The sequence below is a fragment of the Pseudooceanicola profundus genome, assembly GCF_054919315.1.
The window spans coordinates 4,137,224-4,160,131 of sequence record NZ_CM142898.1; the positions used below are offsets into that span (position 1 = coordinate 4,137,224).

Below are 22,908 nucleotides of genomic sequence, written 5' to 3' on the forward strand. Positions count from 1 at the left end.
GAAAGGACCTCTCCCATGACGACCCTCTCGCCCGCGGCCCCCGGTGGCCGTACCATCGCCGTGCTCGGCGGCGCCGGTGGCATCGGCCGCGCCCTCGTCGCCTCGCTCGAAGCCCTCGGCGACACGGTCATCGTCCTCGACCTGCCGCGCGCGCTGGAGCATCACGCACTGGACGGGATCGGGCTGGACGCGGGCGACGAGGCCGCGGTGGAGGCAGCAGCCTCCGCGCTCAAGGAAAAGGCGCCCGGAGGCCTCGACGGCTTCGTGAACCTCGCGGGCTGGAACAGCGAGATCCGTCCGGTGAGCGAGACGCCCGCCACCTATTTCGACGATGTGGTGCAGGGCAACCTGCGCTCCACCTTCCTCACGACCAAGGCAATCGCGCCCATGATGAAGGACGGCGGCGGCATCGTCCTGTGCTCCTCCGGGCTGGGTCAATTCATCCGGCCGGGTTTCGGTGCCTATGCGGCCTCCAAGGCCGGTGTCATCGCGCTGACCAAGACCTTTGCGCTGGAACTCGCCCCGCGTCTGCGTGTAAACGCCGTGGGGCCGGCCGTTGTCGACACCGCCTTCCTGCGCGGTGGCACCGGGCGCTCGGACGAGAGCGCCGAGAACATCCTCGACCTCGATCGGTACAAGGCAATGACGCCGCTGGGACGCGTGGCACAGCCCGACGACGTGGCCGGGCCGATCCGCTTCCTGCTGGGCCCGGACGCCGGCTTCATGACCGGGCAGATCCTCTGGGTCAACGGTGGCGGCTACATGCCCTGATCCCTCCGGCTCCGCGCGGCCGATCCGCGCGGGACCGCCCTCTTTCCAAGGCCGGGCCCCGGGGCCCGGTTTCGTCTCTTTCCGCGAGGCCTTCGTGACCATCACTTCCGAGACCGCATCCCCCACCGTCCCCGCGCAATGGCTGCGCGGCCCGTTGCGACTGGGGGTGATGTGGCTGCTGCTGCTCGCACTCTCGGCGCTGCTGGCCTGGGGGCTGGAACTGGTGCACCTGCCTGCCGCCCTGCTGCTGGGGCCGATGGCCGCGGCCATCACGCTGGCCGCCAGCGGGCTGACCTCGGCCAACCACGTGCTGCCACGCTCCATGGGGCTGCCGCGGGGGGTCTTCACCTTCGCGCAATCCGTGGTCGGCACGATGATCGCCACGACCATCCCGGTCGAGACCCTCGGCAGCGTGATGCTGGACCTGCCGGTCTTTCTCTTCGGGGTGATCTCGGTCATCGCGGCCTCGGCCTGGCTGGGCTACGTGCTCACCAAGCGACAGGTCCTGCCGGGCGCCACGGCGGTCTGGGGCTCCACCCCCGGGGCGGCACAGGCGATGGTCTTCCTTGCCGAGGCCAATGGTGCGGACATGCGCCTCGTCGCGGTCATGCAGTACCTGCGCGTCGGCATGGTGGCCGCGGGCGCCTCGCTGATCGCGCGGTTCTGGGTCGGCGCGCCGGACGTGCCCCCGCCGCCGATCGACTGGTTCCCCGCCCCGGACCTGGCGTTGCTGCAAGCCTGCGGGCTGATGGCCGGCGGCATGGTGATCGGGCGCGTCTTCAGGATTCCCGCGGGCGAATTCCTCAGCCCGCTCCTGATCGGCACGGCGCTGCAGGCGCTCGGGCTGATCTCGCCCGAGGTGCCGCACTGGCTGCTGGCGCTCGCCTTCGCGGTGATCGGCTGGACCATCGGGCTGCGCTTCACCAAGGCGATCCTGCTGCACGCCTGGAAGGCGCTGCCGCGGCTCGTCTTCTCGATCCTGCTGTTGATGACGCTCTGCGCGGGCTTCGCGGTGGTGATCTCGGTCACGATGGACGTCGACCTGCTGACCGCCTACCTCGCCACCAGCCCGGGCGGCGCGGATTCTGTGGCCGTGATCGCCGCGTCCAGCGACGTGGACATCGCCTTCGTCATGGCGATGCAGACGCTGCGGTTCGTCCTCGTGCTGATCTCGGGGCCGATGATCGCGAAGTTCGTGGCGAAGAAGGTGGGTGCGCTGGCGCAGGGGTGACGGCCCGCCTCTTGGGCGGACCGGGTATCGGGGCGTGCCTCACAGGTGGGGCGGACGTAGCCCCGCCAACCTCCGCCCCAGACGCGAAGCCGTGCATCGCCGGCGCGCGCGGAGGCGATCTGCCCTCTCTGGCAAGCAGTTTATCGCAGCCAAGCTCGTCCCTCCCTCGAAAGCGACCGCCCAGCCTCACCAAATCGCCGCCGCGTGGGCGCGCGCCGGCGATGCGCGGCGGCCTGCGGCCTTGCCCCGCGCGGCAGACAGTCGGAACCGGTGGAAGGGCCCTGCATCTGCCATCTCGTGAGCCCCGTCAGTTCAGCTGCCGTCTTGTAAGCCCGTCCGTTCAACGCCCCAGCGAAACCCCTTACGGAACCGCACCTCCAACGCGCAAAAACAGAAAGGGCCGCCCCCCGGGACGGCCCTCTCGCTTTCCACCAATTCGGCGCGTTACTTACGCACGGCCCCATCGCCCTCGACGAGGTACTTGAAGCTCGTCAGCTGTTCCGCCCCGATCGGGCCGCGGGCGTGCATCTTTCCGGTGGCGATGCCGATCTCCGCGCCCATCCCGAACTCGCCGCCATCGGCGAACTGGGTCGAGGCGTTGCGGATCAGGATCGCACTGTCGAGCTCGTTGAAGAACCGTGCCGCCGCAGCGTCATCCTCGGTCAGGATCGCGTCGGTATGGGCCGAGTGATGCGTGCGGATGTAGTCGAGCGCCTCGTCGAGGTCCTCCACCACCCGCGCGGCGAGGATACTGTCGAGGTATTCCTTGCCCCAGTCCTCATCCGTGGCGGGCACCACGCCCTCGATCTTCTGCAACGTCTCGTCGCCGCGCACCTCGACACCGAGGTCCAGCAGCGCCCGGACGATGCCCTGCCCGATGGTGTCCACCACGTCGCGGTGGATCAGCAGGCATTCGGCCGCGCCACAGATGCCCGTCCGCCGGGTCTTGGCGTTGATCACCACGTCCAGCGCCTTCTGCGGGTCGGCGGCCTTGTCGAGGTAGATGTGCACGATCCCCTCGAGGTGGGCAAAGACCGGCACCCGCGCCTCGCGCTGTACCAGCCCGACGAGACCCTTGCCGCCGCGCGGCACGATCACGTCGATATGCTCGACCGCCTGCAGCATCGCCTGAACGGCGGCGCGGTCTCGGGTCGGCACCAGCTGGATCGCCGCCTCGGGCAGGCCCGCCACGCGCAGCCCCTCGACGAGGCAGGCATGAATGGCCGAAGAGGAATGGAAGCTCTCCGAGCCGCCGCGCAGGATCACCGCATTGCCCGCCTTGAGGCAGAGCGCGCCCGCATCGGCGGTCACGTTGGGACGGCTTTCATAGATCACGCCGATCACGCCAAGCGGCGTGCGCACGCGGCGGATGTGCAGGCCCGAGGGCTGATCCCATTCGGCCAGCACCGCGCCCACCGGATCGGCCTGCGCCGCGACCGAGCGCAGCCCGTCGCAGATGCCCTTGATCCGCGCCTCGTCCAGCATCAGCCGGTCCATCATCGCGGGGCTCAGGCCCTTGTCACGACCGTAGTCGAGGTCCTTTGCATTGGCCTCGATGATCTCCTTGCGGCGCGACCAGACCGCGTCGGCGGCGGCCTCCAGCGCGCGGCGCTTGGTCTCGGCTGGGGCCGTGGCGAGGATCGCGGCAGCCTTGCGGGCAGCCTGGCCGATCTCGTCCATAAGGGCAGGAATGTTCTCCAAGTCCTTCATATCACGGGCCTTTCTCAAGCGGTTTCATCAAGGTGAAGGTGATGCGCGGTCAGGACCATATCGTCCCGATGCACAAGGGCTGCGCGGCCGGGATAACCCAGAAGCGCCTCGATCTCGTCCGAGCGGTGACCGGCAAGCGCCCGGGCCTCCTCGATCGTGTAGCGCGTCAGGCCGAGGCCCAGCATCGCACCGTCAGGGGCCAGCAGCGCCACCGGATCGCCCCGGCCGAACTGGCCAGTGACCAGCGTCACGCCCGCGGGCAGCAGCGACTTGCCCCGGCCCATGGCGCGCACGGCGCCTGCATCGAGATGCACGGCGCCCTTGGGGCTCATCGCCGCGATCCAGCGCTTGCGGGCGGCCTGCGGATCTTCCTGCGCGGTGAACCAGGTGGCATTGGCGCCCTGCTCCAGCGCCTGCAACGGACGCCGGACAGAGCCTTCGGTGATCGCCATGGCACAGCCCGCGTTGGTGGCCGTCTTGGCCGCCATCAGCTTGGTCTTCATGCCGCCCTTGGAGAGGCCCGAGCCCGCGTCGCCCGCCATCGCCTCGATCTCGGGGGTGATCTCCTCGATCACCTCGTAGCGATGTGCGGTGGGGTCCTGCTGCGGGTTGGCGGAATAGAACCCGTCCACGTCGGACAGCAGGATCAACTGGTCAGCCCCCACGGTCACGGCCACCTGCGCCGCCAGACGATCGTTGTCGCCATAGCGGATTTCATCCGTGGCGATGGTGTCGTTCTCGTTCACGATGGGCACGACGCCGAAGCCCAACAGCGTCTCCAGCGTGGCGCGGGAGTTGAGGTAGCGGCGCCGGTTCTCGCTGTCCTCCAGCGTGACCAGAACCTGAGCGATCTTGATCCCGTGCGGCGTCAGCACCCGCTCATAGGCCGCGGCAAGGCCCACCTGCCCCACGGCAGCGGCGGCCTGGCTCTGCTCGAGCGCGAGCGCGCCGAGCCCGAGGTTCAGAACGCCCCGGCCAAGCGCGATGGAGCCCGAGGAGACGAGGATCACATCCGCGCCCCGGGCCTTGAGCATCGCCACGTCCTCGGCCAGACCAGTCAGCCAATCGGCCCGCAGCTTGCCGGTAGTGCGATCCACCAGCAGCGCCGAGCCGATCTTGATGACGACGCGCCGTGCCGCGCTCAGGGTTGCCAAGGCGCGTCCTCCTCGTCCTCCGTCTGCTTCATGCGCAGCCGGTCGGCCGAGATTTCCTTGCGCAGGGCGCGCAGCACGTCATCCACCCCCTCGCGCGAGACGCCGGACATCAGCATGACGGGCCCGCCGACGGCCGCCTCGACTTCCTCCTTGAGGAACTCCCGCTCTTCCTCGTCCAGCGCGTCGATCTTGTTCAGCACGGTGAGGCGGGGCTTCTCGGCCAGGATACCGCCGTAGGTCTCGACCTCGTTCACGATGGTCTTGTAGTCCTCCACCAGCGTGCCCGAGGTGCCGTCGACGAGGTGCAGCAGCACCGCGCAGCGTTCCACGTGGCCGAGGAAGAGATCGCCCAGACCCCGGCCCTCGCTGGCGCCCTCGATCAGGCCCGGAATGTCGGCCACGACGAATTCGGCCCCGTCAATGCCCACGACCCCGAGGTTCGGGTGCAGCGTGGTAAAGGGGTAATCCGCGATCTTGGGCCGCGCGTTGGAGGTGGCGGCGAGGAAGGTGGATTTGCCCGCGTTCGGCAGGCCCAGCAGGCCCACGTCCGCGATCAGCTTGAGCCGCAGCCAGATCGTGCGCTCCACCCCCGGCTGGCCGGGGTTGGCGCGGCGCGGCGCCTGGTTGGTGGCCGACTTGAAGTAGGCGTTGCCGAACCCACCATTGCCGCCCTTGGCCAGCAGCACCCGCTGGCCCAGTTCGACCATGTCGGCGATGACGGTCTCGCCGTCCTCTTCCAGCACCTCGGTGCCCACGGGCACGCGCAGCACGATGTCATCGCCGGTATAACCGGTCTTGAGACGGCCCATGCCACCCTGACCGTTGTCGGCGAAGAAGTGCTGTTGATAGCGGAAGTCGATCAGCGTGTTGAGACCGTCCACGGCCTCGACCCAGACGTTACCGCCGTTGCCGCCGTCCCCGCCATCGGGGCCGCCGTATTCGATGAACTTTTCCCGCCGGAAGCTGATACAGCCAGACCCGCCCGAACCCGAGCGAATATAGACCTTGGCGAGATCGAGGAACTTCATGTTTCTCTCCTGCCGCCGAGGCCAGTTTCAGGCCGTGTGGCGGTTCAATCCAGTTTGCGGCTGTAGGTCCAGGTCGCCACCTTGGCGGCGCGGGCTACAGAATACGACTCGGCATCACCGATATAGGCGAAACCGCAGTTGGTCAGAACCCGTGCCGAGGCCGGGTTGTCCTGAAAGACCGAGGCGAAATACGTCCGGTGCCCGCCCGGGTTCGCCGCGATCAGCGCGTTCAGCGCGGCGGTGGCGATGCCGCTGTTCCAGTACGCCGGCCCGACCCAGAAGTGGACCTCGGCCTGTTCGCTGGCCCCGGTGTCGGGGATGCCCGCCTCGCCATCCGCATCCGCACGGCGCAGGGTGATCAGCCCCATGACCTCGGCCCCGCCATGGTCGGCGGCGTCGATGGTCCAGACACTGCCCTCCTGATCGGTCGTCAGCGCCCGGCGAATGAAGGCTTCGGTCGCGGTCGGTGGCAGCGGGTGCGGCACCTTGCGGGTGTTGCGCGCCACGCGCTCGTCCTTGGTGTAATGCTCGATCAGACCCATGTCCGACAGCCGCAGGGGGCGCAGGACAAAGGTCTCTGCCTCGATCACGGGCAGGTCCCGCGGCTTCAGGTTGCTTTGCCGAACGATCTTGTCGTGCATCATCATGGGCTGTCTCCTCCAGCCTGCGTCATGCGTCAGGCCACGGCCCCCGGAAAGGGAAAAGGGGACCGGGCGTTTCCGCCGATCCCCTGTTCTGTCTCAAACCTTAAGATCGGCTTACTCAGCGGCCTCCGCCACTGGCAGGACCGAAATGAAGGTGCGGCCCTTGAGGCCGGTGCGGAACTTCACCGCGCCTTCGGCAGTCGCGAAGATCGTGTGATCCTTGCCCATGCCGACGCCCTCGCCCGGCCACCACTTGGTGCCGCGCTGACGTGCGATGATGTTGCCGGGGATGACGGCTTCGCCGCCGAACTTCTTGATGCCAAGGCGGCGGCCGGCAGAGTCGCGACCGTTGCGGGAGGAACCGCCAGCTTTTTTGTGTGCCATCTCGGTGGTCTCCTTCTATACCTTACTTGGCCAGTTCTTTGGCCTGGTCAACCCAGCCCTCACGCTCGATACGCCCCTTGAACGACAGTTCTTCGTCGAACTTGGCAATATCGGCTTCGATCCAGGACGCGATCTGCGCGAAGCTGGTGATGCCGGCTTCGATCAGTTTCTTCTCAAGCGCCGGGCCAACGCCCGAGAGCTTCTTCAGATCGTCTGCGCCAGCGGCTTTTTCAACCTTGGCGGCAGCTTTTTTCGGCGCCGGTGCGGCGGCCTCGACGGCTGCGCCCGAAACCGAGCCTGCGCCGATGGCTGCTTTCACGCCCGATGCGTCGCCGCCTTCGGCGAGAATCTCGGTCACGCGGAGCAGGGTCAGCTGCTGACGGTGGCCACGGGTCCGCTTGGACGAGTGCTTACGACGGCGCTTGACGAACTTGATCGTCTTTTCGCCTTTGATCTGATCGATCACCTCCGCCTGAACGGCTGCGCCGGCCACGAGGGGCGCGCCGAGAACGGTGTTGTCGCCGCCCAGCATGAGGATGTCGTTGAATTGGACTTTTTCACCGGCCGCAGCGGCCAGCTTCTCGACACGCAGAAGGTCGCCCGATTGGACCTTGTACTGCTTGCCGCCGGTTTTCAGAACCGCGAACATAAGCGTCTTCCTTTTTTCACCGCGTCTCGTGGCCCCTTCGGGATCATGACCCTTCAGGCGTTCGGACCGTTTCGGTCGCCGGTGGACTGCGCGTCCTTACGGACGTCGTTGAACATCATTAATAGGTGCCCGGAACAGACTGGGCCTGCCGGGTTGCGGGCTTATCCATCGGTTGCACCGTGAAGTCAAGGGAAGTTTCGGGGGCGTGTCAGAGGTCGCTCCGCGCCGTGGAAGCCCTAATGGTTTCGGGCGACCGCAGCAAGACATAGCGGGGCCTGGGCCACCCTGCCCCGCGGCGAGCCGCGCATGGGGTCTCCGCATAGACCCCGACACCGACCGCGCCAAGCCCACACCTGCGCGCGCGAGCCCTCCGGCTCCGGGCCTGGTCAGAGTTCCTCGGAGGCCGCTTCGCTCGCCACCGCGAGGCCGAGCGCGTGGTAGACCTGATCGTAGACCGCGTTGAACCCGGCAAAGAAGGCCCGGTTCAGGCGCTGCCCCGGTTCGCTCTCGGACAGTTCGACCAGCGTGCGCAGGTCCTCTTCCGCCAGCGGCGCATAGGCGGTGGACAGGAAGGCCCGCAGCCAGGTCGTGCTTTCCTGCGTGGTGTCTTCCTCGCGCTCCCAGACATCGGCCAGCATCTCGTCGTCGGAGAGCTCCAACACACCGCCGTCGCCGAGGCCCCGGTAGAACTGGTAGTTCGAGTTCATCGCCCCCATCACGTTATAGGCCACCAGGTCATTCACCTCGATGTAGCGGTCGATCAGGGTCATCTGCCCCTCGGGCAGCGCGGTGCCGCCGGCAACGGCCTGATTGGCGGCATCCTCCACCGCGGCGTCAAGGAAGGAGCGCCGGGCCTCGATCTCGAGTTTGACGACCTGCCGGCCCACCGCGCTGTCATAGAAGTTGAGGATCGGGGCCAGGTCGGCGCCCGCGATGTCGGCCTCGAAGGCCCGGCGCAGCGTGGCCTCCAGCGCCTTGGGCGCCGTGATCTCCTCGACCGCGGCGGTCCAGCCCGGCCCCGGACGCCCGTCCAGGTGGGTCTCGGCCAGATCGTCGGTCAGGGCCAGAAGCTCCTGCCGCATCACGTCGAGCGTCTCTGACATGCCCGTCAGTTCGAACAATCTCTCCTGCGGGCCCGGCAGCGGGGCCGCCGCCTGCGCCGTTTCGGGCAGTTGTTGTGCAGTGGCCGCGCCACCCGCCATCAGCGGGGCGAGCGCGAGACCGAGAGAAAGGACGAACTTGCTGGGTGTCATCAGAGATCCTGCGCGGGGGCGAGGCCCCGCATTTCCTTGGCCAGCGCCTCGAAGCGGTTGGCCATGATTTCGAACTGGACGGCATTCATCAGTTCATAAACCCGCTGCATCAACGGATGTTCCAAGGCCTCTGCATAGGTGTCGAGTTCGCCGTCGGTGAAATCCTTGTAGGTCGCGGCGGAGGAGGCCAGCGAGGAGATCTCGATCGACTTGGCAATCTCGGGCGCGCTCTGGCGCTGGACCTCGCGCAGTTGCTCCTCGTCGATACGCAGCGTGATGACACCTGCGGCCTGCGCCGCGAGGATGAACCGCAGTTCGACCGTCTGCAGCGCGCGCACCGAAGTATCGACCGAACCGATCGCCTCCATCATGCGTTGCAGCAGCTTGATCCGCTCGGGATCGCTCTCGCCATAGCTTTCCACGAGGGCCTGCCCCTCGGAATACTTGTCGTCCGAGCCACGCAGGTGCGAGTCGTTCTCCGCCTCCACCAGCCGCTGCCCCAGATCGGAGCCATAGAAGGCCTCCGCATAGGCCAGGGCATCATCGTCGAGCGCGGCCACGAGGATCTCGGTCCCCATCTGCTGCATCAGCGGCACGTCAAAGACCTCGTCCACCAGCACCTGCCAGCTGGCACCGAAGTCGTCCGCCTCGACGCCGAGCATGCGCGGGGCCTGTTCGGCGGATTGCTTGATGCTCTCGAGGGAGACATCGAATCCGGTGACCTTGAGGAAATCCTGCACCCGCGCGGTATCGGCCGCCTTGGCCGGCAGCGCGGCCAGCAGCGGCAGGGCCAGCAGGCAGATCTGCAACAGCGCGAAGGCCTTGTAGGAAAGGCGCGGAAGGGGATTCGGACGCATGAGGGGGCTCCTGTCTTGGTCGCGGATTGGCGCGCGGCGGAACGGCGCCCTCGGGGGTGCCGGACCGCGTCATGGGGCAACGTTAGGCGAAATCTACGTCACGGCAATGCAAATCACCTCTTGCGCCCGTGATGGGACCTGTGTAGATCGCCCCCACGACCCCCGCGGAGAGGTGCCGGAGTGGTCGAACGGGACGGTTTCGAAAACCGTTGTACTCGCAAGGGTACCCAGGGTTCGAATCCCTGTCTCTCCGCCACTTTCCCTTCTCGCAAGGGAAAGCGCGTTTCTTTCGAAGACGTTAAGCAGAGCGGTCGCCCTTCGGGCGGCCCCTGCTGCGTTTCCGGCCTCGCCATCGCAGCGTTCTGTCTTGCAGCACCCTCTCGCCTCGCGAAGCAACCGCTTTCGGCCGGAAAACCGCCTTCGCGCCTCAGCCGGAACCCGCCGGTTTGCGCCCCGGCCTCCGGCCCCTGTCACCCCACGGCCGCCCTTGGCCTGCCGCGGCCAGTCTCGGCCTGCCGTGTCAGCGTGAACTGACCGATCAGCGCGTTGAGCCGCAGCACGTTGTCCCGCAACGTCGCCGCCTCTGCCGAGGTTTCCTCTCCCATGGCGGCGTTCTGCTGGGTCAGGTTGCCGGTGTCCGACACGCCCTTGTTCACCCGCCGAACGCCCTGTGCCTGCTGATCGGCCATGCGCGCGATCTCTCCAAGGAGGTGGTCGATCTCCAGCACCTTGTCGCGCGTGACAGACAGGTCCTCGCTCGTCCGGTTGACCAGCGCCTCGCCCCGGTCCACCTGCGCAGCACTTGCATCCATCAGGGTGCGGATGTTCTTCGCCGCCTCGGCAGAGCGCTGCGCGAGGCTGCGCACCTCGGTCGCCACCACAGCAAAGCCGCGCCCGGCCTCGCCGGCGCGGGCGGCCTCGACCCCCGCATTCAGGGCCAGCAGGTTGGTCTGCATCGCGATCGTGTCGATGACCGAGACGATCTGGCGAATCTCGCGCGACGAGGTGGCGATCTCGGCCATGGTCGCCCGCGTTTCGCCCATCTGCTCCGCCGAGCCGGTGACCATCGCGCGCGCCTCGCTGGCCGCCGCCGCGGCGGTGCGCCCGCTCTCGCTGGTCTGGGTCAGCATCGTGCTCACCCCCTCCAGTTCCGATCCCGAATGGCCGAGCGCCGCGGCCTGCTGCTCAGTCCGTCGCGACATGGCATCGACCGCTGCCGCGATATGCTCCGCCGCGCCCTGAACCTCCGCCGAGGCGCTCACGATCTCCGAAAGCGTGGTGTGGAGCGTGTCGGTCGCGGAATTGAAATCCTCCCGCGCCCGCGCGATCTTCTTCGGCGCCTCCTCCCCTATGCGATGGGTCAGGTCGCCGCGCGCAAGGGCCTGGAGCGCCCCGCCGAGGACCTCGGTCCCGCGCCGGTCCTCCTCTGCCTCGACCTCGAAGAAATGGTGCATCGCCACGGCGACATCGCAGAAGATCGAGGTCATCAGCGACTGGATCAGGCTGTCCGACAGCGCGCCGCGCCCCTCCGCGCGCGAGAGCGCGCACATCAGGTTGCCCGCGTAATGGGCGTAGCCCATCAGGTAGGTGGGGAAATCGACCTGTCCCGCGATATTGCGCGCAAGCCCGCGCTGCAGTTCGAAATAGGCCGGTGAGAAATCGCCGGTGGAGATGTGATCGAACTTGGCCTGTTCGTTGCGCCAGAGCGTGTCCGGCAGGGTCTGAAGCCCCGGATCGACGACCCGGTAGGCCTTCAGCAGCACCTCCCGCAGCTGGCCGCCGATGGCCCGGCGCACCTGTTCGCCGGTCGCCCGTTCCGCCGCCCCCCAGGGGCGGATCTTCTCTTCGATCTTCACCGGTCTCTCCTTCCTGTCAGGGCCCGGGGGCATCCTGACAGCAGGGACTTTCAGACCGGTAAACGCGCGAAGGGCCGCGAAATCGCCCAATTTCGGAGCCGTGAACGCTGTTTTTCCGCCATGGAAACCCGCTAGCCCTCTAGGATGACCGTGAAGGGATACGCCATGACCCCGCCCCGCCTGCCATTCAGCGGCCAGCCAGGCCCTACCCCCGAGGCGCTGCGCCATCAGCGCCTGTTCGAGTACCTGCGCCACACGGACCTGGCCACCGCCGCGCTGCGGGCCACGGCCGATCCAGGACAGGATATGGGGCAGGATTCGGCACCGGATCCAGGACGAGATCCGGGTCAGGCCGCTGTACAGGCACGCCTGCAGAGCGCGGGCCAACCGATCCCCGGCGCGTCGCTGTCAGAACTGGCCCGCGCCTCGGCGGCGAGCCTACGGCCCCTGCCCCCGGTGCCGCCGCTCTACCGGCGGATGGCGGCCAGGCTGCCGCTCGGCCCGCTCCGCCGCCGCTAGGCGACCGGCCCACTCACTCCGCGTCCGGCCCCCCGGCGCGGAACCCCGTGGCGACCACGAATTTCTCCGAGCTGTCGGAACGCGACGCCGGCGGCTTCACGTTCGCCACCTTGGTGAACTTGCGCTTCAGCAGCTTCTGCAGCTCGCCCTCGGCGCCCCCGGCAAGGACCTTGGCCACGAAGGTGCCGCCCTCTTCCAGCACGTCGAAGGCGAAATAGGCCGCCGTCTCGCACAAAGCGATGATCCGCAGGTGGTCGGTCTGCTTGTGGCCCGACGAGGAGGCCGCCATGTCGGACATGACCACATCGGCCTTGCCGCCAAGCCACTCCTTCACCTTCAGATCCGCGTCGTCCTCCATGAAGTCGAGCTGGTAGATCTCGGCGCCGGGGATCGGCTCCACCTCCTGCAGGTCGACGCCGATGATCGTGCCGACGGCCTTGCCCTTCTTCTCGCCAAGCGCGTTGATCCGGGGCACGGCCACCTGGATCCAGCCGCCCGGCGCACAGCCCAGATCGACGACCCGGGCCCCGGGCACGAGGAAGCGGAACTTGTCATCCAACTCCATGATCTTGAAGGCGGCACGCCCGCGATAGCCCTCGGCCTGCGCGCGGCGCACGTAGGGATCGTTCAGCTGCCGCTGCAGCCAGCGGGTCGAGGAGAGCGAGCGGCCCCGGGCGGTCTTCACCTGCACCGTCAGGTCGCGCTGCCCGCGCCCCGAGGTGTTCTTGCCCGTGGGCTTCTTGCCGCCGGGCTTACCGGCCCCGCCTGCACCTGACTTGCTTCCACCGGGTTTCTTGGCCACTGGACCGCCCCTTCATCTTTCCACAAATACCTCCGGGGGAGCGTGCCTTGGCACGCGGGGGCAGCGCCCCCACCCGGACCCCGCCTAGAACACCACATTTGCGGGAGAGTCAAAACCTCGCAATGCATTCGAGCCCTGCGTTCGGCGGGTTGGACGACGCCCCGTCACGGCCCTTCCCGCGGGTCGGCCCCCGCCACAGGGCCTCTCGACGCCCGGTGCCGCAGCAGCAAGCCGGTCCCGACAGGTCCCCAGCCTCGTGCCCACGGCCCTACGATCACTCAGAACGGCCCATCCTCCAGCACGCCATCGGCGCTCATCTGGGCATAGAGCAGTCCCTCGCGCAGGCCCCGGTCCGCGACCGAGAGCCGGTCGGTGGGCCAGCACCGCAGCAGCGCCTGCAGGATCGCCGCGCCCGACATGATCAGCGCCTGCCGGTCCTGCCCGATCCGGGGATCGCGGCGGCGGCCTTCGGGGCCCATGTCGAGGTAGGAGCGGATCACCTTGTCGATCTGGTCCGAGGTCATGCGCAGCCCGTCGACCTTTGTCCGGTCATAGCGCTTCAGCCCCAGATGGCTGGCCGCCACGGTGGTGACCGTGCCGGAGGTGCCGACGATCTGGAAACCTTCCCGGGTCTGCTCGTCCTTGTAGGGGGCGAACTCGGCGAGGCTCTCCTCGAAGTACCACGACATCAGCGCGAAGCGCGCGGCGTCGTCCTGTACGTCGCGGAACTGGTCGCGCAGTGTCGCCACGCCAAGGGGGACCGAGATCCAGTCCACCACCTTGGCCGCCGGGAACGGGCTCTGCGGCGGATGGAAGCCCGCGTGCAGCCGCATGATCGCCCGGGGGCGTTCGCGGTTCGGCACGGAGGTGAGGTCGATCCAGACAAGCTCGGTCGAGCCGCCACCGATGTCCACCACCAGCAGCTGCTCGGTCTTGGTGGAGACCAGCGGCGCGCAGGAGATCACCGCGAGGCGGGCCTCCTCCTCGGGCTCGATGATCTCGAGCTTGAGGCCGGTTTCCCGTTCGACGTTCTTGATGAACTTGCGCGCGTTGCAGGCGCGCCGGCAGGCCTCGGTGGCCACCAGCCGCATGCGCTCCACCTTGTGGCGCTTGAGTTTCTGCTGACAGACCCGGAGCGCCTGCACCGTGCGCCCCATGGACGCCCGGGACAATTGTCCAGAACTCTCAAGACCGGTGCCGAGTTGCACCGATTTCGAGAAGCTGTCGACCACATGAAACTGAGAGCCCTTCGGCTGGGCAATCAGCATGCGGCAAGAGTTGGTCCCCAGGTCCAGCGCAGCATACAGCTCCGCCGGATCGGGCGGGTTTGGCGCGGGGCTCTCTACCGGTTTCGGGAACGCGCCCGCGCTTTTGGGACGCCTGGGCGCCATGGTTGCGCCCTCCATATCGTGTTGGTCCCAAGGTAGACCGTCCCGGGTCCGCACGCAAGCGGTGACACATCCCGAACCCGTGATGCCGCCGCCGCTGCCCGTCCCGAAGGCCCCCGCCCGGCCCGCCGGGACGACCAAGCGCCCACCCCGAACGCCTGCCAGAGCGCCCCGGCAGCCCCGAAAACCCGGGCGTGATGCGCTGTGCGCAAGTGCTTCAGAGCACACGTGAAATTTACCTGAAGCCTGCACATATTTGACAAATACCCGCAAATCGCGGAGAACCGCGGCATCCGCTCCCCGGCGCAGACAGGTCCCCGCGTGACGCGAGAACAGATTTCCATCGCCCTCATCGTCTCTGCCGCGATGTTCATCAACGCGCTGTCCCAGACCACACTGGGCACCGCCCTGCCCTCGATCGCGCGCGATTTCGGGATCGAGCCGCTGCGCCTCTCCATCGCCGTGACCGCGGAGTACCTGACCCTCGCCGTCTTCATGCCCATGAGCGGCTGGATGGCCGACCGCTTCGGCGCGCGCCGGGTCTTCTTCGCCGCGCTCACCGTCTACATGCTGGCCACGATCGGCTGCGCCCTCTCGGTCAACCTCGAGATGCTGGTGAGCTTCCGCGCCCTGCAGGGCGTGGGCGGTGCGATGCTGGTGCCCGTGGCGCGGTTGGTGCTGCTCAAGGTCACCTCCCGCGATCAGCTGGTGCAGGCGATGACATGGGTGACGATCCCCGCCCTGACCGGCACGGTCATGGGCCCGCCGGTGGCCGGTGTCCTCGTGACCTATGCCAGCTGGCCCGCGATCTTCTGGGTCTACATCCCGGTCTGCCTGATGCTCTTCGCCCTCGCCGCGTGGAAGCTGCCGGATTTCCGCGAGGAGACCGCGCCGCCCTTCGACTGGACCGGCTTCGCGCTCTCCGGGCTCGGCGTGGCCGCGCTGCTGCTGGGGCTCGACCGGCTCGCCCATGCGGCGCGGGAGGTCTGGCCGCCGCTGGTCTACCTGGGGGCCGCCGCGGTGCTGCTGACGCTCTACACCCGCCACGCGCGCCGCGCCCCGGCCCCGATCATCGACCTGCGGCTGCTGGAAATCCCGGCCTACAGGATCGCGCTCGTGGGCGGGCTGATCTTCCGCTCGGCGCAGGCGACCATGCCCTTCCTGCTGCCGATCCTCTTCCAGTCCGTCTTCGGCTGGTCGGCGCTGACCTCGGGCGGGCTGACCTTCGCCTCTGCCATCGGCGCGCTCAGCGTCAAGTTCGCCGCCCCCGCGGTGCTGCGCCACGCGGGCTTCCGGGGCGTGCTGCTGGTGAACGGGGTACTGGCGGCGGCCAGCATCGTCGCCTGCGCCTTCTTCGACCCCCAGACGCCCCACGTGGTCATCATGGCGGTGCTCTTCATCGGCGGCTGGTTCCGCTCTCTGCAATATACGGCGCTCAACGTGCTGACCTTTGCCGACCTCGGTCAGCGGGACATCAGCCGCGCCACCGGGGTCAGCGCGATGCTGCAACGCCTTGGACAGGCGATCGGCGTCGGGTTGGCGGCACTGGTGACGCTGATCCTGTCGGGCGGCGGCGGGCAGACGCCGGACGCGGGGCATTTCGTCTGGGCCTTCGTCTTCTTCGGGCTCTGGACCCTGCTGGCGCAGATCGTCTTCGTCCGGCTGAGCCCGATGGATGGCGCCAGTGCCCGTCCCAGTGCCCGTCCCAGTGCCCGGCCGCGCCGGGCGGCGCGGGGCTGACGCGCGGCCCCGCGCCTCTCCCGCCGGTCAGGCGTCCCAGTCGACCCAGTCGTTCCCGAACCGCCGCCCGTCGGGGCGCGCCATGGCCGAGAGCCGGGCCATCTGGGCGTCGCTCAGCTCGAAATCCATGATCGCGATGTTCTGGGCAATCCGCTCGGGGTTGCGGGAGCGCGGGATCGCCACGACCCCCTGTTGCAGATGCCAGCGGAGGACGACCTGCGCCGGTGTCCGGCCGGTCTCGGCGGCGAGGTCCGCCAACTCCGGGTCATCCAGCAGACCGCCGCTGCCGATCGGCGCATAGGCGGTGAAGGCGATGCCCTCGCGGCGGCATAGCTCCAGCAGTTCGGTCTGATCGAGGCGCGGGTGATATTCGCACTGGTTCGCCGAGAGCGGCGCATCGGCGAGCGAGATCGCCTCGCGCAGCAGGCGCGGCGGGAAGTTGGAGACGCCGATATGCCTGGCGAACCCTTCCTTCTGCGCGGTGCAGAGCGCGCCGATCACCTCGTCCATGGGTCGGTCAGGACTGGGCCAGTGCACCAGCAGCAGGTCCGCGGGCCCCATGCCGATGCGCTCGACCGAGGCCTCGGCACTGCGCAGGAAGGTCTCCTCCGCCAGATCGTCACGCCAGACCTTGGTGGTGATGAACATCTCGTCCCGGGGCACGTCCGAGGCGCGCAGCGCCGCACCGAGGTCGGCCTCGTTCTCGTAGCGCTTGGCGGTGTCGAAATGGCGGTATCCGGCGGCAAGGGCGGCCTCGACCGATCCGGCCAGCACATCGCCCTGCAATTCCCAGGTGCCGAGACCGATCTGCGGAATGGAGGCGCCATTGGCCTCGATGACGGGAATGGCGGGCTTGGACATGTCTGTCTCCTGTTCAGCGTGCGTGGTGCGGCGGTCCCTGCGGTGCGACCGATGTGCGAGGCCGGTGCTGCCTCATGGGCTCCCGGCCCGCGAGCCGTTTCACGATATAGGGCGCACGGGCCGTATCGGAACCGGCAGCGGGCGGACAAAACCCTGTGACACCGGTATGATATCTGTCCGTGACGCCTGTCCGGTGTCATTTGGCATCGGTCCGTGGCGCCTGCCCGGGAACGGCTGCGGGTTCGCGGGATGTCTGCTTCCGGGGGCTGGCGCATGGCCTCGCCCCCCGAAACGAAACCGGGGGCCGCGTGGCCCCCGATCCTTCACCTCAGCCCTTCAGCGCCGCGACCACCGCGGCGGTGATCTCGTCGGTGGAGTGGCTGCCCGGGCGGGTGCCGACGCCGGTCGCCGTGGCCGCCTCGATGGCGGTCAGGATGGCGCTCGCGGCCTCGGCCTCACCCAGATGCTCCAGCATCATCGCGCCGGACCAGATCGCGGCGATCGGGTTCGCCAGCCCCTTGCCCGCGATGTCGGGGGCAGAGCCGTGCACCGGCTCGAACATCGAGGGCGCGGTGCGGTCGGGGTTGATGTTGGCGGAAGCGGCAAAGCCCAGCCCGCCCTGGATGGCCGCGCCGAGGTCGGTCAGGATGTCGCCGAAAAGGTTCGAGGCCACGACAACGTCCAGCTGCTCGGGCGCCATGACCATCTTGGCCGCCATGGCGTCGATATGCATGTGGCTGACGGTCACCTCGGGGTATTCGGCGGCCAGTTCCTTCGTCACCTCGTCCCAGAACACCATCGAGTATTTCTGCGCGTTCGACTTGGTGACCGAGGTCAGGTGCTTGCGGCGCTGCATCGCCTGTTCGAAGCCGAAGCGCAGGATGCGCTCGACACCCGCGCGGGTGAAGATCGAGGTCTCGACTGCCACCTCGTTCGCGGTGCCCTCGTGGACCCGGCCACCGGCGCCGGAATATTCGCCCTCGGTGTTCTCGCGGATGCACAGGATGTCGAAGCCTTCGGCCTTCAGCGGCCCCTCGACACCTTTCAGCAGGCGGTGCGGGCGGATGTTGGCGTATTGGGTGAAGGCCTTGCGGATCGGCAGCAGCAGCCCGTGAAGCGACACGCTGTCGGGCACGGTCTTGGGCCAGCCCACCGCCCCGAGGTAGACGGCATCGAAGCCGCGCAGGGTCTCGATCCCATCGGCGGGCATCATGGCGCCGGTCGCGACGTAGTATTCGCAGGACCAGGGGAAGGTCTCGGTCTTGAGCGCGAAGCCATGGGCCTCGCCCGCGGCCGTCAGCACCTCCATCGTCGCGTCTGTCACATCGACACCGATGCCGTCACCGGGGATGAGCGCAATGGAATGGGTCTTCATGGGGGTCTCCTGATGGGCGCGGGAGGGACCGCGCGGATTGTCGTCAATGTCTCTTTCAGGCAGGGCGGCCAAGGTCAACGCCCCGCCGCCCTGCGCGGGCCCCTGAGGGGCGCCCTGCCCGCCGTCGCGCCGCGGATTGCCCTGCGCAGGTCAGGCGCGCCCGCGCCCGGCGGAAGGATGAACGTCACAGGGCCAGCCGGTGCCCCAGGTCGAGCGCGAGGTGGTAGGCCGCGTCCAACTCTCCGACGGTGATGTATTCCTCGGGCTTGTGGGCGCGGCTGATGTCGCCGGGGCCGCAGACGATGGAGGGCACGCCCGCCGCCTGGAAGAGCCCCGCCTCGGTGCCGTAGCTGACCGCCGCCAGGGGCGCCTTGCCGGTGAGTCCCTCCAGCAGCGCGGCCAGCGGATGGCTCTCCTCGGTGGCGAGCGCCGGGTAGGAGGAGATTGCCTCGAACCCCAGGTCGGGCGCGGCCGCCTGCAGCGGCGCGAAGAGATCGATCGGATCGACACCGGGAATGGCGCGGGCCTCGATCAGCGCCTCGGCCCGGTCCGGGATGATGTTCACCGCCTGACCGCCGCCCACGGTGCCCACCTGCATGGTGGAATAGGGCGGCGCGAAATGGGCGTCCTGCGCGTCGGACTTGAGGTCCTCCGCCGTCTGCGCCGCCGCGGCAAGCGCCGGCACCAGCATGTGGATGGCATTCTGCCCCAGATCGGTGCGCGAGGAATGGCCCGGCACGCCGCGCGCGGTGACCTTCATGGTGACCTTGCCCTTGTGGCGCAGGACCGGCGTCATGTTCGACGGCTCCCCCACGATGCATCCCAGCGGCGTGGCGCAGAGTTCGGGCAGCCTGGCGATCATGTGCGGCACGCCGCGACAGCCCGCCTCCTCGTCGTAGGAGATCGCGAAATGCACCGGACGCTTCAGGTCAAGCTTCGCCAGCTCCGGCACGGCGGCAAGGACGGCGGCCACGAAGCCCTTCATGTCGCAGGCCCCGCGCCCGATCAGCCGCTCGCCCTCGCGGCGCAGGGTGAAGGGATCGCCCAGCCACTCCGGCTCGCCTGCCGGGACCACGTCCACGTGGCCCGAGAAGATGTAGCCCGGCACGTCCTTCGGCCCCAGCGTGGCAAAGAGGTTCGACCGGTCGCCCTCGGGGCCCGGGATCACCGTGCAGGCGGCGCCGTGCTCTTCCAGGTAGGCCTTAAGCGCCGCGATCAGATCGCCGTTGGGCTGGCCCACCACGGTCGGGAAGGACAGGATATGGGCGAGCATTTTTTCGGGGGACATGGGACCTCCTTGTCGTCGAGGGAAGAATGGGGTCGGAACGGCCCGCCCCGACCATACGCCGTAGACGCGCGAGTTAAAGGGCCGATTGTCCGGACCACCCGAAAGGGCGAGCCTCCCTGCGGCCCCCGCCCTGCAACCGTCCCCCGCGCATCGCTTTACGCAAAATGTCACCCGTGCCCCAAGGACTTGGCGAAACGGCGCTGTCCGGATCACGCGCGCGGCCATTACCCATTGCCTTTCCAAACAACCTGGCGCACTAATATATCAGATTTCACGGAGGAGTGACATGACCCAGAAAATCGCGCTCGTGACGGGCGGAGGCAGCGGCGTCGGCTTCGCGGCGGCGACCGCTCTGGCGGAGATCGGCTTTACCCTCGTCCTCACCGGACGCCGGGCCGAGGTCGTCGAGGCCGCCGCCGCCAAGCTGCCCGGCGAGGGCCACCTCGGCCTTGCCGCCGACGTGGGCGATGCCGCCGCGGTGGAGGCACTCTTTGCAGAGGTCGAGCAGCGCTTTGGCCGGCTCGACCTTCTCTTCAACAACGCGGGTCGCAATGGCCCCGCGGTGGATATCGACGAGTTGCCGGTCGAGACCTGGAACGACATCGTCGCCACCAACCTCACCGGCTCCTTCCTCTGTGCCCGCGCGGCCTTCGGCCTGATGAAGCGCCAGAACCCGATGGGCGGGCGGATCATCAACAACGGCTCGATCAGCGCCCATGTGCCCCGTCCGCTGTCCCTGCCCTACACGGCGACGAAACATGCGATCACCGGGATGACCCGCTCGCTGTCGCTGGACGGGCGGGCCTACGACATCGCCTGCGGCCAGATCGACATCGGCAATGCCGCCAGCGAGATGACCGAACGCATGACACAAGGCGTGCTGCAACCGGACGGCACCCGCCGGGCCGAGCCGCGGATGGACGCGGGCGACGTGGGCAAGACGGTGGCCTACATGGCCGGCCTGCCGCTCTCGACCAATGTGCAGTTCGTGACGGTGATGGCGACCAAGATGCCCTTCATCGGGCGCGGCTGAGGGTCGCGCACCGCGTCTGCGACAGGCCCCGGCGGCGTCCTGCGCGCCGCTGGACCCCGCCCGAGCCTGCGGTTTTCGCAAGCCGCGTCGGTCGAGGCCGAGATCCGGGACGCCCCGTGAGGCGCCCCGGCTTTCGCGATCAGGCCGCGTCGGAGGCCACGCCGACGGTGCCGAGGATCGTGGCGAGACCGGCGTTGAGGCCGCGCAGGCTCTCCTCGATCTCCACGTCGATCCATTCGTCGAGCGAATGCGCCCGCCCGCCGTCCCCACCCGAGCCGAGGCGGATCGCCGGGATGCCGAGGCTCATGGCGATGTTCGCATCCGTGGAGCTGGAGCCGGTGGACTTCTCGAAGCCGAAGAGCGGCAGCGCGGCAAAGGCAGCCTGCACGATCCGGCTGTCATGGGGCGTGGCGCCCGCCGGACGGTTGCCGATCCGCTCGATCCGCGCGACGATCTCGCCGTGTTCAGTGCTGGCGCGGGCATTCTCCGCCGCCGTGGCCTCGGCGATCAGCCCGTGGAACAGCCCGTCGAGCCGGTCCAGCTCCGACTGGCTCTCGGAACGCAGGTCGACCTCGATCCAGATCTGCTCGGGGATCGCGTTGACGGAGGTGCCGCCGCCCACGACCGAGGCGCAGTAGCTGGTGCGCGGGCTCTCCGGCACTTCCCATCCGGCCATGCCGGTCAGCAGCGTGCCAAGGGCATAGGCCGGGTTCACCGTGCCGAAGGCCGCCAGCGAATGCCCGCCGGGCCCGTCGAAGGCGACGCGGTAGCGGTAGGAGCCGATGGCGGTGGTGGTGACCTCCTCCAGCCGCAGACCGTCCACGGTGAAGAAGCCCGCGATCTGGTCGCGATACTTGCCCTTGGTGAAGAGGTGCCGCATCCCGCGCAGGTCACCCTTGCCCTCCTCGCCCACGTTGCCGACGAAGAGCAGGTCCTGCTCGGTCTCGATCCCGGCCGCATCGAGGGCGCGGATGAAGGCCAGCACGGCGGCCAGCCCCCGGGTGTCATCGCCGACACCCGGCGCGAAGAGCTTGGTCCCCTCGCAGCGCACGGTGCAATCGGTGCCCTCCGGGAAGACGGTGTCGAGGTGGGCCGCCACGCAGATCATCTGCCCGTTGCCCCGCCCGCGGCGAATGCCGAGCACGTTGCCGATCTCGTCGCGGTGCACCTCCTCGAGCCCGAGGGCGAGGAACTTCTGCTCGTAGGCCAGCGAACGGCGCTCTTCCATGAAGGGCGGCGCGGGGATCTCGGTCAGCTCGATGATCTCGGAAACGAAGAGATCGTGCTGGTCGCGCAGGGTGGTCTGGGCGGTCTTGAAGGCATCGGAGGCGGTGATGGCGGCGACATCGTAGGTCATGGGCTCTTCCCTTTGGGGCAAGGCCGCCGCCCGGGGGCGGGCGGCGGCATCTGTCAGGGGATATCCGCGCGGGATATCCGGCGCGTACAAGGGTCCGGCGCGGGGATCAGGCGCGCGCGCCGGACCGCCGGATCAGGCGTTGACGGTGTTCGACCCGGCGCCGAGCACCTCGGCGGAGGGCAGACCGCCCTCGAACCACATGCCGGCGGCGGCCTGCGACATGGCACAGCCGTCATGGGCCACGCCGGGCACCTCGGTGTACTGCCAGTTGAACGCGCAGCCGAGCGCCTCGGCCGCGGCACGGCCCTTGGCCATGTAGTTCTGCGCCCGGGCAAAGCGGCCCGGCCCCTGGGCGATCGCCTCGGGATTGGTGGGCAGGTTGTCGGCGGTGGCCGCCGCGTCCTCGACCCCGGCCATGATCCACAGGTCGGAGGCGAGAAGCGCCTTCAGCCCGTCCTCGTCGATGCCGATCCCGCCAAGGCCTGCGGGGAAGTCGGCCTCCAGCGTCGGCAGCGAGTACCAGCCCGCGTTGGCCGCGATGACCGAGGTGAAGGGCCCCTTGCCCACCAGCGACACCATCCGGTGCAGGAACTGGCCACCGGCGGAATGGCCGTAGATGTGCAGCGCACCCGCGGTGGCGAGACCGAGCGAGACCAGCTCCTCGGCGACGCAGCCCGGCACGCTGTAGATCCAGCTGTCCTTCGGCGTCACCTGACCTTCGGCGTCCAGCACGACGCCGTTGTTGTAGCCTTCCGACTCGGGGAAATCGGCGTTCGGGAAGGTCGGCGCGACGATCAGCAGGCCGTGCTGGTCCGCAGCGCGGATCCAGAAGTCGCGGTAATCGTCGCCGTTGCGCATCATGCCATGCTGAACGAAAACGACGGGCTTGCCGGGGGCATAGCCCTCGGAGACGTAGCAGTTGAGGACGATCGACTTGCCCGGCTGTCCGGTGAAGTCATAGGCGATGGCGCTCCGCCCCTTTTGGGCGAGCAGGGTGTTCAGGGTCAT

Annotated in this window: 21 protein-coding genes and 1 tRNA gene; 6 read left to right on the forward strand and 16 right to left on the reverse strand. The window is 68.4% G+C overall.

From position 1 onward, the window contains the following. Window positions 1-15 precede the first annotated feature (15 nt). Both ACX9MO_RS18910 and ACX9MO_RS18915 read left to right on the forward strand, forming a co-directional pair. On the forward strand, window positions 16-771 hold the full coding sequence (locus ACX9MO_RS18910; protein ID WP_462212969.1) for an SDR family NAD(P)-dependent oxidoreductase: 756 nt from the start codon (window positions 16-18) through the stop codon (window positions 769-771). Window positions 772-865: 94 nt separating this feature from the next. Next, the gene (locus ACX9MO_RS18915; protein ID WP_462212970.1) at window positions 866-2,002 is read left to right on the forward strand and encodes an AbrB family transcriptional regulator; all 1,137 of its coding nucleotides are present in this window, start codon (window positions 866-868) and stop codon (window positions 2,000-2,002) included. Between the two features lie 444 nt (window positions 2,003-2,446). Here ACX9MO_RS18915 and ACX9MO_RS18920 read toward each other — a convergent pair whose 3' ends face one another. The 8 genes from ACX9MO_RS18920 to ACX9MO_RS18955 form a co-directional block, all read right to left on the reverse strand. Then, the gene (locus ACX9MO_RS18920) at window positions 2,447-3,712 is read right to left on the reverse strand and encodes a glutamate-5-semialdehyde dehydrogenase (protein WP_462212971.1); all 1,266 of its coding nucleotides are present in this window, start codon (window positions 3,710-3,712) and stop codon (window positions 2,447-2,449) included. A gap of 14 nt (window positions 3,713-3,726) precedes the next feature. Further along, on the reverse strand, window positions 3,727-4,866 hold the full coding sequence (gene proB, locus ACX9MO_RS18925; RefSeq protein WP_222490113.1) for a glutamate 5-kinase: 1,140 nt from the start codon (window positions 4,864-4,866) through the stop codon (window positions 3,727-3,729). Further along, window positions 4,854-5,894 carry a GTPase ObgE gene (gene obgE / locus ACX9MO_RS18930; protein ID WP_222490114.1) on the reverse strand — a complete coding sequence of 347 codons (1,041 nt, stop codon included), beginning with the start codon at window positions 5,892-5,894 and terminating at the stop codon, window positions 4,854-4,856. Before obgE ends, proB begins: the two co-directional genes overlap by 13 nt. A 44-nt stretch (window positions 5,895-5,938) precedes the next feature. Next, window positions 5,939-6,538, reverse strand: a complete 600-nt coding sequence (locus tag ACX9MO_RS18935) for a GNAT family N-acetyltransferase (RefSeq protein ID WP_409996970.1) — start codon at window positions 6,536-6,538, stop codon at window positions 5,939-5,941. Window positions 6,539-6,652: 114 nt separating this feature from the next. Beyond that, window positions 6,653-6,922 (reverse strand): 50S ribosomal protein L27, encoded by a 270-nt coding sequence (gene rpmA, locus ACX9MO_RS18940; RefSeq protein WP_222490115.1) that lies wholly within the window; start codon window positions 6,920-6,922, stop codon window positions 6,653-6,655. A gap of 22 nt (window positions 6,923-6,944) precedes the next feature. Beyond that, complete coding sequence (locus tag ACX9MO_RS18945) at window positions 6,945-7,571, reverse strand: 50S ribosomal protein L21 (protein WP_462212972.1); 627 nt, start codon at window positions 7,569-7,571, stop codon at window positions 6,945-6,947. 386 nt (window positions 7,572-7,957) lie between these two features. Beyond that, on the reverse strand, window positions 7,958-8,824 hold the full coding sequence (locus ACX9MO_RS18950) for a DUF2059 domain-containing protein (RefSeq protein ID WP_222490117.1): 867 nt from the start codon (window positions 8,822-8,824) through the stop codon (window positions 7,958-7,960). After that, on the reverse strand, window positions 8,824-9,681 hold the full coding sequence (locus tag ACX9MO_RS18955) for a DUF2059 domain-containing protein (protein WP_222490118.1): 858 nt from the start codon (window positions 9,679-9,681) through the stop codon (window positions 8,824-8,826). The genes ACX9MO_RS18950 and ACX9MO_RS18955 overlap by 1 nt, the downstream gene beginning before the upstream one ends. Window positions 9,682-9,847: 166 nt before the next feature. Between ACX9MO_RS18955 and ACX9MO_RS18960 the strand changes: the two genes are divergently transcribed. Then, window positions 9,848-9,937, forward strand: a tRNA-Ser gene (locus ACX9MO_RS18960). 214 nt (window positions 9,938-10,151) lie between these two features. Here the strand turns inward: ACX9MO_RS18960 and ACX9MO_RS18965 are convergent. After that, window positions 10,152-11,537: a methyl-accepting chemotaxis protein gene (locus ACX9MO_RS18965; RefSeq protein WP_462212973.1), complete on the reverse strand. Its 1,386-nt coding sequence runs from the start codon at window positions 11,535-11,537 to the stop codon at window positions 10,152-10,154. A 144-nt stretch (window positions 11,538-11,681) separates the two neighbouring features. Between ACX9MO_RS18965 and ACX9MO_RS18970 the strand changes: the two genes are divergently transcribed. Next, entirely contained in the window at window positions 11,682-12,056 is a 375-nt protein-coding gene (locus tag ACX9MO_RS18970; protein ID WP_462212974.1) for a hypothetical protein, read from the forward strand. 13 nt (window positions 12,057-12,069) lie between these two features. Here the strand turns inward: ACX9MO_RS18970 and ACX9MO_RS18975 are convergent, their stop codons facing one another. Together ACX9MO_RS18975 and ACX9MO_RS18980 are read right to left on the reverse strand one after the other, a co-directional pair. Continuing rightward, on the reverse strand, window positions 12,070-12,858 hold the full coding sequence (locus tag ACX9MO_RS18975; RefSeq protein ID WP_462212975.1) for an RlmE family RNA methyltransferase: 789 nt from the start codon (window positions 12,856-12,858) through the stop codon (window positions 12,070-12,072). A 278-nt stretch (window positions 12,859-13,136) separates the two neighbouring features. Further along, window positions 13,137-14,249 (reverse strand): Ppx/GppA phosphatase family protein, encoded by a 1,113-nt coding sequence (locus ACX9MO_RS18980; RefSeq protein WP_222490122.1) that lies wholly within the window; start codon window positions 14,247-14,249, stop codon window positions 13,137-13,139. 318 nt (window positions 14,250-14,567) lie between these two features. Here ACX9MO_RS18980 and ACX9MO_RS18985 point away from each other — a divergent pair, with 318 nt between their 5' ends. Next, window positions 14,568-15,986, forward strand: a complete 1,419-nt coding sequence (locus tag ACX9MO_RS18985) for an MFS transporter (protein WP_462212976.1) — start codon at window positions 14,568-14,570, stop codon at window positions 15,984-15,986. A gap of 27 nt (window positions 15,987-16,013) precedes the next feature. On the opposite strand, the gene ACX9MO_RS18990 is transcribed toward ACX9MO_RS18985, so the two are convergent. From ACX9MO_RS18990 to argE, 3 genes are all read right to left on the reverse strand, one after another. Beyond that, window positions 16,014-16,847 (reverse strand): aldo/keto reductase, encoded by an 834-nt coding sequence (locus ACX9MO_RS18990; protein WP_462212977.1) that lies wholly within the window; start codon window positions 16,845-16,847, stop codon window positions 16,014-16,016. Window positions 16,848-17,175: 328 nt separating this feature from the next. Beyond that, window positions 17,176-18,222 carry a tartrate dehydrogenase gene (locus ACX9MO_RS18995; RefSeq protein ID WP_462212978.1) on the reverse strand — a complete coding sequence of 349 codons (1,047 nt, stop codon included), beginning with the start codon at window positions 18,220-18,222 and terminating at the stop codon, window positions 17,176-17,178. 184 nt (window positions 18,223-18,406) lie between these two features. Then, window positions 18,407-19,510 carry an acetylornithine deacetylase gene (gene argE / locus ACX9MO_RS19000; protein WP_462212979.1) on the reverse strand — a complete coding sequence of 368 codons (1,104 nt, stop codon included), beginning with the start codon at window positions 19,508-19,510 and terminating at the stop codon, window positions 18,407-18,409. Window positions 19,511-19,796: 286 nt separating this feature from the next. On the opposite strand from argE, the gene ACX9MO_RS19005 reads away from it, so the two are divergent. Then, window positions 19,797-20,543: an SDR family oxidoreductase gene (locus ACX9MO_RS19005; RefSeq protein ID WP_462212980.1), complete on the forward strand. Its 747-nt coding sequence runs from the start codon at window positions 19,797-19,799 to the stop codon at window positions 20,541-20,543. A 139-nt stretch (window positions 20,544-20,682) separates the two neighbouring features. Here the strand turns inward: ACX9MO_RS19005 and ACX9MO_RS19010 are convergent, their stop codons facing one another. Together ACX9MO_RS19010 and ACX9MO_RS19015 are read right to left on the reverse strand one after the other, a co-directional pair. Further along, on the reverse strand, window positions 20,683-21,900 hold the full coding sequence (locus ACX9MO_RS19010; RefSeq protein WP_462212981.1) for a M20/M25/M40 family metallo-hydrolase: 1,218 nt from the start codon (window positions 21,898-21,900) through the stop codon (window positions 20,683-20,685). 132 nt (window positions 21,901-22,032) lie between these two features. Continuing rightward, entirely contained in the window at window positions 22,033-22,908 is an 876-nt protein-coding gene (locus ACX9MO_RS19015) for a hypothetical protein (protein WP_462212982.1), read from the reverse strand.

Bases quoted from the DNA above. Each gene is read 5' to 3' on its own strand.
- ACX9MO_RS18935 (WP_409996970.1), bottom strand. From the start codon at position 6,538: ATGATGCACGACAAGATCGTTCGGCAAAGCAACCTGAAGCCGCGGGAC.
- ACX9MO_RS18920 (WP_462212971.1), bottom strand. From the start codon at position 3,712: ATGAAGGACTTGGAGAACATTCCTGCCCTTATGGACGAGATCGGCCAG.
- ACX9MO_RS19005 (WP_462212980.1), top strand. From the start codon at position 19,797: ATGACCCAGAAAATCGCGCTCGTGACGGGCGGAGGCAGCGGCGTCGGC.
- ACX9MO_RS18970 (WP_462212974.1), top strand. From the start codon at position 11,682: ATGACCGTGAAGGGATACGCCATGACCCCGCCCCGCCTGCCATTCAGC.
- ACX9MO_RS18955 (WP_222490118.1), bottom strand. From the start codon at position 9,681: ATGCGTCCGAATCCCCTTCCGCGCCTTTCCTACAAGGCCTTCGCGCTG.
- argE (WP_462212979.1), bottom strand. From the start codon at position 19,510: ATGTCCCCCGAAAAAATGCTCGCCCATATCCTGTCCTTCCCGACCGTG.
- ACX9MO_RS18945 (WP_462212972.1), bottom strand. From the start codon at position 7,571: ATGTTCGCGGTTCTGAAAACCGGCGGCAAGCAGTACAAGGTCCAATCG.
- ACX9MO_RS18980 (WP_222490122.1), bottom strand. From the start codon at position 14,249: ATGGCGCCCAGGCGTCCCAAAAGCGCGGGCGCGTTCCCGAAACCGGTA.
- ACX9MO_RS19010 (WP_462212981.1), bottom strand. From the start codon at position 21,900: ATGACCTACGATGTCGCCGCCATCACCGCCTCCGATGCCTTCAAGACC.
- obgE (WP_222490114.1), bottom strand. From the start codon at position 5,894: ATGAAGTTCCTCGATCTCGCCAAGGTCTATATTCGCTCGGGTTCGGGC.
- ACX9MO_RS18995 (WP_462212978.1), bottom strand. From the start codon at position 18,222: ATGAAGACCCATTCCATTGCGCTCATCCCCGGTGACGGCATCGGTGTC.
- ACX9MO_RS18950 (WP_222490117.1), bottom strand. From the start codon at position 8,824: ATGACACCCAGCAAGTTCGTCCTTTCTCTCGGTCTCGCGCTCGCCCCG.
- ACX9MO_RS18910 (WP_462212969.1), top strand. From the start codon at position 16: ATGACGACCCTCTCGCCCGCGGCCCCCGGTGGCCGTACCATCGCCGTG.
- rpmA (WP_222490115.1), bottom strand. From the start codon at position 6,922: ATGGCACACAAAAAAGCTGGCGGTTCCTCCCGCAACGGTCGCGACTCT.
- ACX9MO_RS18990 (WP_462212977.1), bottom strand. From the start codon at position 16,847: ATGTCCAAGCCCGCCATTCCCGTCATCGAGGCCAATGGCGCCTCCATT.
- ACX9MO_RS19015 (WP_462212982.1), bottom strand. From the start codon at position 22,908: ATGACCCTGAACACCCTGCTCGCCCAAAAGGGGCGGAGCGCCATCGCC.